This is a genomic window from Psychrobacillus sp. OK028, from assembly GCF_900103605.1.
Taxonomy (GTDB): domain Bacteria; phylum Bacillota; class Bacilli; order Bacillales_A; family Planococcaceae; genus Psychrobacillus.
The window spans coordinates 205,959-219,205 of the sequence record NZ_FNHY01000008.1 but is presented as its reverse complement, the minus strand read 5'-3'; the positions used below and the strand labels follow the sequence as shown (position 1 = coordinate 219,205).

Here is a 13,247-nt window from a genome sequence, read left to right as displayed (position 1 = left end):
ATTATTTACCTGTTTTACCTTCTTTGCGGCGTACAACTTCGCCTTCATAACGAATACCTTTACCTTTATACGGCTCTGGTGGACGAACTTGGCGAATGTTAGATGCTAAAGCACCAACGCGTTCTTTATCAATACCGCGAACGATAATTTTTGTATTAGAAGGAACTTCAACTAAAACTCCATCTTCAGGTGTGAACTCAACTGGATGTGAGTACCCTACATTAAGTACAAGTTTAGAACCTTGTAATTGTGCACGGTAACCTACCCCAACTAATTCTAGTCCACGTTCGAATCCAGCAGATACTCCCGTGATCATGTTAGCTAGCAAAGCGCGAGTTGTTCCATGAATCGTACGGTGTTCTTTTGAATCTGAAGGACGCACTAAAGTTATTACAGTACCTTCTTGCTCAATTTTAATATCTTGGTTAAAAGTTTTTGTTAATTCACCTTTTGGTCCTTTTACAACTACTGTATTTTCAGCGTTAACTGTTACAGTAACTTCTGCAGGAACCTCTATTGGTTTTTTACCTACTCGAGACATTTTGTTGCACCTCCATTCGTTTGTTGATTATTACCAAACGTAAGCTACGATTTCTCCGCCAACTTGTTTAGCGCGAGCTTCTTTATCTGTTAATAAACCATTTGAAGTAGAAACTAAAGCAATTCCTAAACCGTTCAATACTTTAGGTACTTCGTTTGTTTTAGCGTAAACGCGTAGACCAGGTTTTGAAATACGTTTCAAACCAGTGATAACACGCTCGTCGTTTTGACCATATTTTAAGAAGATACGGATGATACCTTGTTTGCTATCTTCTACATATTCAACATCACGGATGAAACCTTCGCGTTTTAAAATCTCCGCGATTTCCTTTTTCAGGTTTGAAGCAGGAACTTCTAATTTCTCGTGACGAACCATGTTAGCATTACGAATGCGTGTAAGCATATCTGCAATTGGATCTGACATTGTCATTACATTTACCTCCTTCCCAGTTATAGGGGATTACCAGCTTGCTTTTTTAACGCCAGGAATTTGTCCCTTGTATGCAAGTTCACGGAAACAAATACGGCAAAGCTTAAATTTACGATATACAGAGTGCGGACGTCCACAACGCTCACAGCGTGTGTATGCTTGCACTTGGAACTTTGGCGTACGTTGTTGTTTAACGACCATTGATTTTTTAGCCACGTTTTCGCCTCCCTTTTTTTACTTTTGGAATGGCATACCGAATTGTGTTAATAACTCACGAGCTTCTTCGTCAGAGTTCGCAGTTGTTACAATTACGATGTCCATACCGCGTACTTTCGAAACTTTATCATAATCGATTTCAGGGAAGATTAATTGTTCTTTAACTCCAAGAGTGTAGTTACCGCGACCGTCGAATGCTTTTTTAGAAACACCACGGAAGTCACGTACACGCGGAAGAGAAATAGCAATTAATTTGTCCAAGAAGTCATACATACGTTCTCCACGTAGAGTGACTTTCGCACCGATTGGCATACCTTCACGAAGACGGAAACCAGCGATCGATTTTTTAGCTTTCGTAACTACAGGTTTTTGACCTGAGATGATTTGTAATTCTTCTACAGCAGCATCAAGAGCTTTTGTATTAGATACAGCATCACCAACACCCATATTGATAACAATTTTATCAACTTTAGGTACTTGCATTACTGAGTTATATTCAAACTTGCTCATTAGAGCAGGAGAAACTTCCTTAAGATACTTTTCTTTTAGGCGGTTCATGTGTGTACCTCCCTTCTCTTTACTTATTTAATAATTTCACCGGATTTTTTCGCAACACGAACTTTTTTGCCATCTTCCACTTTGTAACCTACGCGAGTCGGCTCGCCAGTTTTCGGGTCGATTAACATAACATTCGATACGTGGATTGCAGCCTCTTGGCTTACAATTCCACCTTGCGGATTAGCTTGGTTTGGCTTCATATGTTTTTTGATGATGTTTACACCTTCAACTAACACACGGTCTTTCTTAGGGAAAGAAGTAAGAACAACACCTGTTTTACCTTTGTCTTTACCTGAGATTACCATTACTTTGTCGCCTTTTTTAACATGCATTCTATCGCACCTCCTTGATTGGCACTTTCATGTAAATTAAAGAACTTCTGGAGCTAAAGATACGATTTTCATGAAATTGCTGTCGCGTAATTCACGAGCAACAGGTCCGAAAATACGAGTTCCACGCGGTCCTTTATCGTCTTTGATAATAACGCAAGCATTTTCATCAAATTTGATATAAGTTCCGTCTTTACGGCGTACGCCGCTCTTAGTGCGAACGATTACAGCTTTAACGACGTCACCTTTCTTGACAACGCCACCTGGTGTTGCTTTCTTAACTGTACATACGACGATATCGCCGATATTAGCAGTTTTACGTCCAGTACCACCAAGTACTTTAATAGTTAAAACTTCACGTGCACCTGAGTTGTCAGCAACTTTCATACGAGTTTCTTGTTGGATCACTTAGGTAACCTCCCTTCGGAATTTAATAGTTCCGAACTTATTATTAGATAATAACCGCTTTTTCTACAACTTCCAATAGGCGGAAGCGTTTAGTAGCTGATAACGGACGAGTTTCCATGATACGGACGATATCTCCGATTTGGGCTTCGTTTTGCTCATCATGAGCTTTAAATTTCTTAGAATACTTAACACGTTTGCCATATAACTTGTGTTTTTTATGAGTTTCAACTAAAACAGAAATTGTTTTATCCATTTTATCTGATACAACACGGCCAGTGTATACTTTGCGTTGATTACGCTCAGTCATGCCAGAAAACCTCCTTTATCAGTTGTTTGCACTGATTTCTCTTTCACGTACCACAGTTTTCATACGCGCGATAGCTTTACGAACTTCGCGGATACGAGCTGTGTTTTCTAATTGACCAGTCGCCAATTGGAAGCGAAGGTTGAAAAGCTCTTCTTTCAGTGATTTTACCTTTTGTTCGATTTCTGCAGTAGTAAGTTCACGGATGTCATTAGCTTTCATTAGATTCACCACCAATTTCTTGACGTTTGATTATTTTACATTTGATCGGAAGCTTATGTGATGCTAAACGTAATGCTTCACGTGCAACCTCTTCAGAAACGCCAGCTATTTCAAACATGATTTTTCCAGGTTTTACAACTGCTACCCATCCTTCAGGAGCACCTTTACCTGAACCCATACGTACCTCAAGAGGCTTTTTCGTATATGGTTTATGAGGGAATATTTTGATCCAAACTTTACCGCCACGTTTCATGTAACGTGTCATTGCAATACGAGCTGATTCAATTTGACGACTTGTGATCCAGCTTGCTTCAGTAGCTTGTAAGCCGTATTCACCGAATGCTATTTCTTTGCCGCCTTTTGCTTCACCACGCATTTTACCACGGTGTTCACGACGATATTTAACGCGTTTAGGCATTAACATATTATTTGCCTCCTTCCTCAGAGTTCTTCTTAACTGGAAGGACTTCACCACGATAGATCCATACTTTAACGCCTAGCTTACCATAAGTTGTGTCAGCTTCAGCATGTGCATAATCGATGTCAGCACGTAATGTATGAAGTGGTACAGTTCCTTCACTGTAATGTTCAGCACGAGCGATATCAGCGCCACCTAAACGTCCAGATACTTGAGTTTTAATACCTTTAGCTCCAGAACGAATTGTGCGTTGAATTGCTTGTTTTTGAGCACGACGGAAAGATACGCGGCCTTCTAATTGGCGTGCAATACTTTCTGCTACTAATTTAGCATCTAAGTCAGCTCTTTTAATTTCTACGATATTTATGTGTACACGTTTACCAGTTAAATCGTTTAAGTGCTTGCGAAGTGCTTCCACTTCCGTACCACCTTTACCGATTACCATACCTGGTTTAGCAGTGTGAATTGTAACGTTAACACGTTTAGCAGCGCGTTCGATTTCTACAGTAGAAACAGAAGCTTCTTTCAAACGAGTTTCGATGTACTTACGGATTTTCAAGTCTTCGTGTAGTAGAGTTGCATAGTCTTTACCAGCGTACCATTTTGACTCCCAGTCACGAATGATGCCTACTCGTAATCCTATAGGATGTACTTTTTGACCCACGAATTATCCCTCCTTCTTCTCTGATACCACGATTGTGATGTGGCTAGTACGTTTGTTAATTGCACTTGCACGTCCCATAGCACGTGGACGGAAACGTTTTAATGTTGGACCTTCGTCAACGAAGACTTCAGAAACAACAAGATTATTAACATCTAAATCATAATTGTGCTCAGCGTTTGCAACAGCAGATTTTAATACTTTCTCAACAACAGGAGATGCTGCTTTTGGAGTAAGTTGTAAAATCGCAACTGCTTCACCGATTTGCTTACCTCTGATTAAATCAACGACTAATCTTACTTTACGAGGGGCAATGCGCACTGTTTTAGCAATAGCTTTTGCTTGTGACATTTGAATGACCTCCTCTCAAATTAGCGTCTTGTTTTCTTATCATCTGCACCATGGCTTTTATAAGCGCGTGTTGGTGCGAACTCGCCTAGTTTATGACCTACCATATCCTCAGTCACGTATACAGGAACATGTTTACGTCCGTCATATACCGCGATAGTTAAACCGATAAAAGTAGGGAAAATTGTTGAACGGCGAGACCAAGTCTTAATTACTTGTTTTTTCTCAGAGTCCTTTTGTGCATCGACCTTTTTCAATAAATGATCGTCTGCGAAAGGTCCTTTTTTCAAGCTACGACCCATGCTGAAACCTCCCTCTGTGATAACACCACGGCTCTATCAATGAACCGTAGTAAAACCACTTTATTTTTTACGACGACGAATGATAAGTTTGTCGGATTTGTTTTTCTTGTTACGAGTTTTGTATCCAAGAGTTGGTTTACCCCATGGAGACATAGGTGACTTACGACCGATTGGAGTTTTACCTTCACCACCACCGTGTGGGTGATCGTTCGGGTTCATTACTGATCCACGTACAGTTGGGCGTTTACCTAACCAACGAGAGCGACCAGCTTTACCAATGTTCACAAGTTCATGTTGTTCGTTTCCTACTTCACCGATAGTAGCACGGCAAACACCTAGGATCATACGAACTTCACCAGACTGTAAACGTACGATTACGTACTTACCTTCTTTACCAAGTAATTGAGCAGATGTACCAGCAGAGCGAACTAACTGACCACCTTTACCAGGTTTCATTTCAATGTTATGGATAGTAGAACCCATTGGAATATTTATTAATGGAAGAGCGTTCCCAACTTTAATATCAGCTTCTGGTCCTGACACGATTGTCATTCCCACTTCTAAGCCTTTAGGAGCTAGGATGTAACGTTTTTCCCCATCCGCATAATTAATTAATGCGATATTCGCAGATCGGTTTGGATCATATTCAATAGTAGCAACGCGTCCTGGTATACCATCTTTATTTCGTTTGAAATCAATGATACGGTATTGACGTTTGTGTCCACCACCATGATGACGAACAGTAATTTTACCTTGATTGTTACGGCCGCCTTTACGTTTCACAGGAGCAAGTAGTGATTTCTCTGGCTTGTCAGTTGTGATTTCAGCGTAATCTAATGATGTCATGTTACGACGTCCGTTTGTCGTTGGTTTATACTTTCTAATCGCCATGTTATTCCCTCCTTCTTGAGTATTAATTCCTTTTTACAGGATTAGATTTCGAATAACTCGATTTCTTTGCTGTCTAGAGTTAACGTAACAATTGCTTTACGGCGTTTGTTCGTATACCCACCAAATTTACCTACACGTTTGTATTTACCTTTGTAGTTCATGATGTTTACTTTTTCAACATCTACTCCAAAGATTTCTTCAACCGCATATTTAACTTGAGTTTTGTTAGCGCGAGTGTCCACTTCGAAAGTGTACTTTTTATCTGCCATTACTTCAGAAGAACGCTCGGTAATGACCGGACGTTTAATAATATCACGTGCTTCCATTATCCAAGCACCTCCTCTACTTTTTCTACTGCAGCTTTAGTCATTACAAGTTTGTTATGACCGATTAAATCTAAAACGTTAATGCCTGTTGCAGACACAACTGTGATTCCAGGGATGTTACGAGCAGCTAATGCTACTGTTTCATCTAAATCAGCAGTTACGAATAACGCTTTTTTATCGATTGAAAGGTTAGATAACACTTTCACGAATTCTTTTGTTTTTGGTGCGTCAAATGCTAAACCTTCTAGTACTACGATGCTTTCTTCACGAACTTTTGTTGAAAGAGCCGAAAGAAGAGCTAAGCGACGTACTTTTTTAGGTAATTTAAAGCTATAACTACGTGGAGTTGGTCCGAAAACAACACCACCGCCACGCCATTGTGGAGAGCGGATAGAACCTTGACGAGCACGTCCAGTTCCTTTTTGTTTCCATGGTTTACGTCCACCACCAGCAACTTCAGAACGGTTTTTCACTTTGTGATTACCTTGACGAAGTGAAGCACGTTGAGAAATGATAGCTTCAAATAAGACAGATTCATTTGGTTCAATACCGAAAACTTTATCGTTTAACTCGATTTCACCAACTGAAGATCCTGCTTGATTGAATAATGATACTTTTGCCATTCCTGTTTCCTCCTTTCTTTAGAGAATTATTTCGATTTAATAGCAGCTTTAACAACTACTAATGATTTACGAGAACCAGGAACATTACCTTTTACTAATAATAGGTTACGTTCAGCATCCACTCTTACGATTTCTAAGTTTTGGATAGTTACTGTATGTCCACCCATTTGACCAGGTAATTTCTTTTGTTTGAATACACGGTTCGGAGCAACTGGCCCCATTGAACCTGGACGACGATGGTAACGAGATCCGTGAGCCATTGGTCCACGAGATTGTCCGTGGCGTTTAATAACACCTTGGAAACCTTTACCTTTAGTAGTACCTGTTACATCAATTACATCGCCTTCTGCAAAACTTTCTACCTTGACTTCTTGACCAACTTCGTAATTAGCTGTATCCAAGCCGCGGAATTCGCGGATGAAGCGCTTAGGAGCAGTGCTTGCTTTAGCTACGTGCCCTTTCGCAGGTTTGTTAGAAAGCTTTTCGCGCTTGTCTTCAAAACCTAACTGAATAGCTTCGTAACCGTCTGTTTCAGCTGTTTTCTTTTGAAGTACTACGTTTGGAGTAGCTTCAATAACAGTTACAGGGATTAAGTCACCGTTCTCAGCAAATACTTGCGTCATACCGATTTTTCTACCTAAGATTCCTTTGGTCATCCGTCACACCTCCTACAATAATTTGTGTTTTTTATTTTTTACCATTAAAGTTTGATTTCAATATCAACGCCAGATGGTAAATCAAGCTTCATTAACGCATCAACAGTTTGTGGTGTTGGGTTAACGATATCGATAAGACGTTTATGCGTACGCATTTCGAATTGTTCACGAGAATCTTTATACTTATGAACAGCACGAAGAATCGTATAAACAGATCTCTCAGTCGGAAGTGGAATCGGACCCGATACACTTGCACCTGAACGTTTAGCAGTTTCCACAATTTTCTCAGCAGATTGATCCAGAATTCTGTGATCATACGCTTTTAAACGGATACGAATTTTTTGTTTTGCCATTACTTTCCCTCCTTTTCGCCTATTTTCTAGACATTCTCCACGAAAATTTTCCGTACACTCGCCATGGCAAAGCGGCCGGGTGTGTCGGTAACCTCTCGCTTCATCGCAGTCAAAGACCAACTACAATATTATAAACAATTAAAAAAGATTTCGCAAGTCTTTTTACGAAATTCTTTTTAATATTATAACCGCATTACTTTTTCTATAATACTTTTGTTTTTCTAAGCCGTTGACTAGTATATAAAATTCCATTGAAAATAGCAACTGATAAGGGTATTTATATTTTAGGTATACATAATCTTTATATAAAATAACTTAAACAAAAAAAGAACACCTCTTTAATTGAGATATCCTTTCTTTCTATTTCTATAGAACAAACACTACTGCGATCCATCCGAAAAGCACGAGCGGAATATTATAAGCCATAAAAGTCGGAACGCATGTATCCCAGATATGGTTATGCTGTCCGTCTACATTTAATCCCGCTGTTGGTCCGAGCGTAGAGTCGGAAGCTGGTGAGCCTGCGTCACCTAAAGCACCTGCCGTCCCTATTAAAGCAATTGTCGCTAATGGACTTAATCCTAGCTCCATAGCAAGCGGAACAAAAATTGCTGCGATAATAGGAATAGTGGCAAAGGACGACCCTATTCCCATAGTCACGATTAACCCGATAATCAACATAATCAGTACTGCCACACTCACATTACCCGCTAAAAGCTCAGACGATGCTTCCACTAGGCTTTTCACATGTCCCGTAGCATTAATGACCGCAGCAAATCCGTTAGCTGTAATCATAACGAAACCAACAAAAGCCATCATGCGCATGCCTTCTGTTAGAAGTACGTCTGCCTCTTTCCTCTTTAATGCTCCACTAACATAGAGAACAACTATACCAGCAAGTGCTCCCGCGATCATAGAATCTGTTTGAACCTGAACAACCAATGCAGCTATTAAAGAAACGATAGTAAAGATTATACTACTCTTCTTCACTTCCACATTTAAATCACTTATTTCTACTACTTCCTGTTTATAGTTTCTTGGCTTTCTATATAAAACAAACGCCATTATCAGTCCAAATACCATTCCAAGAGCTGGAACCGCCATTGCCTTTGGAATATCACTTAATGCTATCTCTAAACCAGATAACCCCATCTGCGTAGCAACGATGTCCTGATAAATTGCACCAAACCCGTACGGTAGAAACATATACGGTGTAATTAATCCAAAAGCTAAAATACAAGCAATTAATCTTCTATCCACTTGTAACATGTTTAACACTTTTAAGATTGGAGGTACTAACAATGGAATAAAGGCGATATGAATTGGTATTAAATTTTGAGAAAACACGGCCATCATCAGTAACAATAAAAAGACTAAAGCTTTCACTAGCCCAGTTTTATTGGAATCTCCTTTACTCTTTACTATCTTTAGAATTGCCAGTACTAATACCTCTGGAATACCAGTTTTAGAGATAGCAACGGCAAAGCCTCCAAGCAATGCATAACTTAAGGCTATGGTCGCTCCAGCGCCTAACCCACCAGTAAATGCTTCAATCGTCTCTGCGACTGACAGACCTGCTGTAAGGCCTCCTACTAGAGCTCCTATAATTAACGAGAATACTACGTTGATACGAAGTAAACTCAACACTAACATGACTATTACTGCAATTAATACTGCATTCATATAAAACACTCACTTTCACACACTAGATTACTAACATGATAAAGTTTATAACCATTTGGTTGATCTGTCAACAAAAAATACCTCTTCGCATAAAACAAAGAGGTATGGTGCTAATTATAGGGAATCATTCACTACTCTACGGTAGTATCCAATAGTTAAAAAAGCAAAGATGGAATACAAAATTACATAAATGCTCATTGTAATTAGTAATGGCATTACTAATTCGGTCCCGAAAAGCATCCAACCAGATTTAACAGCGAAATAACTATGCAGTAAGCCAATTACTAATGGGACCCCAAAGCTAAACAATTGCTTTATATATATTCCTTTCATTAATTCATTTGCGGTGAAGCCAATTTTTCTAAGTACCGTATAGGAAGCTTTCTCTTCTTCCGCCTCCGTCATTTGTTTAAAGTATAGAATGCTGCCAGTAGTCATTAAAAATGCTAAGCCTAAAAATCCTGTTACAAATATAATTAGTCCATATACATCTAGCATCGACAATCTGAATTCTTCTTGTGATGCCATGTTCACGGAATCCACTACACCGTCTTCTTTTGTAACTTCAAAACGACCATTATTTGTTGTATCCTCATATATCGTTTGAACCTCTTTTAGTTGAGATCTATCTACTAAATTGATACCAACCTGTTTGCTCCAAAGAGTCTGTTCTTGAATTCTACTATCTGTTGCCAGTTTTTCGAACTGTTCATCCGTTACAACTAAAGCTTCTCCTGCGCCTGTTAGAGAATAACTAAGTACTGATTCTGGTATAAGTTCCTTAACAGTAAGTCTCTCTTCTCCTGCTTGTGTAGTGAGTTGTACCGGATTATTAGCTTCCCACTTTATAATAGTAGACATCATATCGCTGTAACCAATAATATAGCCTTCCCCTTCTTTTAAGGTAAGCTCTGGCATCACTTTCTGAACATCGCTTAACTTAGTGATTGGGATAAGTCCCTTAGTTGCCGCAACGAGCTCAGCAGGCAAATCACTTGTAAAAAGCTCTTTCTTTTCAACCTCTACATTTAATAATTCAATATCTGTTTGTAAAAATTCTATATTTTTCTCATTTAATTGCTCTAAAAATACTTCACCTTGGTCATTCACAACAATATAATCAAACGGAATACTCTGTTTTGCCGACGAACCTGCTGAATAATAGGAGATATACGATAAACATAGAATTCCTAAAGCAGTGGCTGATATAATCGTAATCGTCGTTAGTGACATTGCATTCGATTTCATTCGATGCATTATTGGTGATAGAGATAACACATCCTGAATAGACAAATGTCCTCTTTTTCGCTTTCGTATTAATTCTAATACAAATGCTACAGAAAATCGGAAGATAAAATATGTTCCACCAATTGTCGATCCTAAAATAGCAATCATCTTATACAACAGCATATTGACATTATCACTATCTATTTCAAACAAAGTGGTCGATAAATAATACCCATAACCTATCAAAATAATCCCGATGAAACCAAGTAACATTTGCATCCCACTAAATCTCTTCACATTCACCTCTGATGTTGCGTTTGCTGTAAACAATGTAAGTAATGAAACGCGTCGAATACCTATCGCTGTCTGGATTAAGACAATAATCAGTAAAGCTAGAAAGACAAAGATCGTCATTTGTAAAGCTTCTACAGAAAATATCAATTGTACGAGCACATCTTTTTCTAAAATGTGCAGCAAAATCATTGCAAAAATTCTAGAAGATAAAAAACCTAATCCTACACCTATCGCGAGCGCACTAACCCATAGGAACGCGTTCTCAAGCACTAATAACCTTGTCACAAGTCCTTTGGACATTCCTATTAGCTGATAAAGACCTATCTCCTTACTTCTTCTTTTCATAAATAGACGATTGGCATATAAAACGAAAAAAATAACAACAAATAACAATAAATACGATGCTGCCTTTAAACCGGCCGAAATTTTAATATTATCCGAAACCTCTACTACAGTTGGATTATATTGCAATGTTACAAAAGAAAAGTACAGTGTTACGCTGAAAATCAATGCAAAGAAATACAAATAATAATGTCTAATGTTTTTCTTCATACTACGGAAAACTAATTGACTAAGCGTCATAACCGTCACCGCCAAGCACACCTTGTGTATTGATAATCTCCTGGAAAAACTGTTTACGGTTCTTCTCACCTTTATATAACTCTGTATATAACTGGCCATCTTTTAAGAATAAGACCCTAGAACAGAAACTAGCTGCTGCGGCATCATGTGTTACCATCATAATAGTTACTCGTTTATCTTTATTAATCTTTTCTAAATTACTTAATAGAGCGGTAGCCGATTTAGAGTCAAGCGCTCCAGTTGGTTCATCTGCAAAAACAATCGTAGGATTACTGATTAGCGCCCTTGCAGCGGAGGTCCTTTGCTTTTGCCCTCCCGATATTTCATTTGGGTATTTGTTTGCATGTTCATGGATGTCTAGCGTTCTAGTAATTTCTTGAAAACGTTGTTCCGCATCCCTTTTAGGGATTTTACTAATAGAAAGTGGGAGTAAGATATTTTCTTTTACAGTCAATGTATCTAACAAATTGTAATCCTGAAAGATAAAGCCCAATTGCTCTCTTCGGAAATTGGATAGCTCTTTTTCCTTCATCGTACGTAGATTATGCCCACTTATTTCGATAACCCCTTCTGTTGCTTTATCTATAGAAGCAAGTACATTCAATAGAGTTGTCTTTCCAGATCCAGAGGGACCCATTATCCCTACAAATTCTCCTTCATCTACCTTTAGATCAATCCCTTTCAACACTTCCTGCGCCATAGCTTTTTTACCATATATTTTCTTTATTTTGCGACCGCTCAAAATAGTCATGAATGTTCCTCCTATAACTTAGTAACTTTATTTTACGGTTTTTCTTTCCATTAATCGTTTGATTAACGTTACAAACAAATAAAGTAGATGACAATTTTGTCACCTACCTAAAATCTTCACTATTTCATTTTTTAAAGGAAATTGTAGGGATAATGTCGAACCTTCTCCAATAGTAGAAGAAACTGATATGTGGATACCTAACTGCTCAGCGACGTTTTTAGCCAAGTAAAGTCCCATCCCAGTAGATGCAGTAGTTTGTCGACCAACTTTTCCGGTAAAAGCTTTTTCAAAAATTCTAGGTAATTCAGCTCGAGAAATCCCTATTCCTGAGTCTCTAATCATTAAAATGACATGATCTGTGTCATCGATATAGGTTCGAATATGAATTTCGCTGTCTGCATAGCTATACTTAATTGCATTTGATAATATTTGTCTTACAATAAAAGCTAACCATTTTTGGTCGGACATCACTTTCACTTCTAAATTTCCTAAGTCAAATCCAATGTTTTTCTGAATACACCATGCTTGAAACTCTTTTATTTCCATATGTAATATCTTCTGAATGTCTACCCCCTCTATTATATAATCTTTTTCTATAGTAGAGAGTCTTGTGTTATGTAATTGTTGGTCTAATAATAGGTGGATTCGGAGCCATTCTACTTCTAGCTTTTTTTGAGCACTTCTATCATCTAACGAATCTATCATCAGCTTCATACTAGTAAGTGGAGTTTTCACTTCATGAATCCATGAAAGTGTGAGGTCATTTTCTTCTAAATGCTCTACTTTCAACCCATTAAGCTCTTCCTTTGCTACTAGAATAAGATCATCTATCGTAGTAGATAGCATCTTCTCAAAGCTAGAATATCCACCTGGAAAAGATTCTAGTATGAAGTCTAAACTTTTTTCATTAGACAAACTATTCTCTAACGCTTTAATATACTTAGTTTCTTGATAATATCGCCACATAAAAAATACAACAAATGCAGTTATATTGATAAAGTTTATATATAGTAAAGAGATTCCGCCAAAAGCTACATCCAAAGTAAGTATGAAATTCAACCAAATCTGAAGAGTGATAAAAAAGATAAGCCAAGCCTTTCTTTCTTTGATGTACAAAATGAACAA

At 38.2% G+C, this 13,247-nt stretch carries 21 protein-coding genes; all 21 read right to left on the bottom strand.

Going from position 1 to position 13,247, the window contains the following annotated elements; genetic code table 11:
- Position 1: 1 nt before the first annotated feature.
- Complete coding sequence (gene rplF / locus BLR36_RS14690) at positions 2 to 541, bottom strand: 50S ribosomal protein L6 (protein ID WP_093062498.1); 540 nt, start codon at positions 539 to 541, stop codon at positions 2 to 4.
- A 30-nt stretch (positions 542 to 571) separates the two neighbouring features.
- Positions 572 to 970: a 30S ribosomal protein S8 gene (gene rpsH / locus BLR36_RS14685; RefSeq protein ID WP_090567854.1), complete on the bottom strand. Its 399-nt coding sequence runs from the start codon at positions 968 to 970 to the stop codon at positions 572 to 574.
- Positions 971 to 1,000: 30 nt separating this feature from the next.
- Positions 1,001 to 1,186, bottom strand: coding sequence for a type Z 30S ribosomal protein S14 (locus BLR36_RS14680; protein WP_093062497.1), 186 nt, complete (start codon positions 1,184 to 1,186; stop codon positions 1,001 to 1,003).
- 18 nt (positions 1,187 to 1,204) lie between these two features.
- Entirely contained in the window at positions 1,205 to 1,744 is a 540-nt protein-coding gene (gene rplE, locus BLR36_RS14675) for a 50S ribosomal protein L5 (protein WP_090567848.1), read from the bottom strand.
- A gap of 23 nt (positions 1,745 to 1,767) precedes the next feature.
- On the bottom strand, positions 1,768 to 2,076 hold the full coding sequence (rplX, locus tag BLR36_RS14670; RefSeq protein ID WP_093062496.1) for a 50S ribosomal protein L24: 309 nt from the start codon (positions 2,074 to 2,076) through the stop codon (positions 1,768 to 1,770).
- 36 nt (positions 2,077 to 2,112) lie between these two features.
- A complete protein-coding gene (gene rplN, locus BLR36_RS14665; protein WP_053591327.1) occupies positions 2,113 to 2,481 on the bottom strand; it encodes a 50S ribosomal protein L14 in 369 nt (122 codons plus the stop codon).
- A gap of 43 nt (positions 2,482 to 2,524) precedes the next feature.
- Positions 2,525 to 2,788: a 30S ribosomal protein S17 gene (gene rpsQ / locus BLR36_RS14660; RefSeq protein ID WP_093062495.1), complete on the bottom strand. Its 264-nt coding sequence runs from the start codon at positions 2,786 to 2,788 to the stop codon at positions 2,525 to 2,527.
- A gap of 18 nt (positions 2,789 to 2,806) precedes the next feature.
- Complete coding sequence (gene rpmC / locus BLR36_RS14655; RefSeq protein ID WP_090567840.1) at positions 2,807 to 3,007, bottom strand: 50S ribosomal protein L29; 201 nt, start codon at positions 3,005 to 3,007, stop codon at positions 2,807 to 2,809.
- Positions 2,997 to 3,431 carry a 50S ribosomal protein L16 gene (gene rplP / locus BLR36_RS14650; protein ID WP_093062494.1) on the bottom strand — a complete coding sequence of 145 codons (435 nt, stop codon included), beginning with the start codon at positions 3,429 to 3,431 and terminating at the stop codon, positions 2,997 to 2,999. The genes rpmC and rplP overlap by 11 nt, the downstream gene beginning before the upstream one ends.
- A gap of 1 nt (position 3,432) precedes the next feature.
- Entirely contained in the window at positions 3,433 to 4,089 is a 657-nt protein-coding gene (rpsC, locus tag BLR36_RS14645) for a 30S ribosomal protein S3 (protein WP_093062493.1), read from the bottom strand.
- Positions 4,090 to 4,092: 3 nt separating this feature from the next.
- Complete coding sequence (gene rplV / locus BLR36_RS14640) at positions 4,093 to 4,437, bottom strand: 50S ribosomal protein L22 (protein ID WP_093062492.1); 345 nt, start codon at positions 4,435 to 4,437, stop codon at positions 4,093 to 4,095.
- Positions 4,438 to 4,457: 20 nt separating this feature from the next.
- Positions 4,458 to 4,736, bottom strand: coding sequence for a 30S ribosomal protein S19 (gene rpsS, locus BLR36_RS14635; RefSeq protein WP_090567829.1), 279 nt, complete (start codon positions 4,734 to 4,736; stop codon positions 4,458 to 4,460).
- Between the two features lie 60 nt (positions 4,737 to 4,796).
- Positions 4,797 to 5,627, bottom strand: coding sequence for a 50S ribosomal protein L2 (rplB, locus tag BLR36_RS14630; RefSeq protein WP_093062491.1), 831 nt, complete (start codon positions 5,625 to 5,627; stop codon positions 4,797 to 4,799).
- Positions 5,628 to 5,668: 41 nt separating this feature from the next.
- Positions 5,669 to 5,953 (bottom strand): 50S ribosomal protein L23, encoded by a 285-nt coding sequence (rplW, locus tag BLR36_RS14625; RefSeq protein WP_093062490.1) that lies wholly within the window; start codon positions 5,951 to 5,953, stop codon positions 5,669 to 5,671.
- Complete coding sequence (gene rplD / locus BLR36_RS14620; protein WP_093062489.1) at positions 5,953 to 6,576, bottom strand: 50S ribosomal protein L4; 624 nt, start codon at positions 6,574 to 6,576, stop codon at positions 5,953 to 5,955. The genes rplW and rplD overlap by 1 nt, the downstream gene beginning before the upstream one ends.
- 26 nt (positions 6,577 to 6,602) lie before the next feature.
- The gene (gene rplC, locus BLR36_RS14615; protein ID WP_093062488.1) at positions 6,603 to 7,232 is read right to left on the bottom strand and encodes a 50S ribosomal protein L3; all 630 of its coding nucleotides are present in this window, start codon (positions 7,230 to 7,232) and stop codon (positions 6,603 to 6,605) included.
- A 44-nt stretch (positions 7,233 to 7,276) separates the two neighbouring features.
- Entirely contained in the window at positions 7,277 to 7,585 is a 309-nt protein-coding gene (gene rpsJ / locus BLR36_RS14610) for a 30S ribosomal protein S10 (protein WP_042478628.1), read from the bottom strand.
- Between the two features lie 366 nt (positions 7,586 to 7,951).
- Positions 7,952 to 9,268: a Na+/H+ antiporter family protein gene (locus BLR36_RS14605; RefSeq protein WP_093062487.1), complete on the bottom strand. Its 1,317-nt coding sequence runs from the start codon at positions 9,266 to 9,268 to the stop codon at positions 7,952 to 7,954.
- A gap of 114 nt (positions 9,269 to 9,382) precedes the next feature.
- The gene (locus BLR36_RS14600; protein WP_093062486.1) at positions 9,383 to 11,371 is read right to left on the bottom strand and encodes an ABC transporter permease; all 1,989 of its coding nucleotides are present in this window, start codon (positions 11,369 to 11,371) and stop codon (positions 9,383 to 9,385) included.
- Positions 11,361 to 12,122, bottom strand: coding sequence for an ABC transporter ATP-binding protein (locus BLR36_RS14595; RefSeq protein WP_093062485.1), 762 nt, complete (start codon positions 12,120 to 12,122; stop codon positions 11,361 to 11,363). Before BLR36_RS14595 ends, BLR36_RS14600 begins: the two co-directional genes overlap by 11 nt.
- Before the next feature lie 99 nt (positions 12,123 to 12,221).
- Entirely contained in the window at positions 12,222 to 13,247 is a 1,026-nt protein-coding gene (locus BLR36_RS14590) for a sensor histidine kinase (RefSeq protein WP_093062484.1), read from the bottom strand.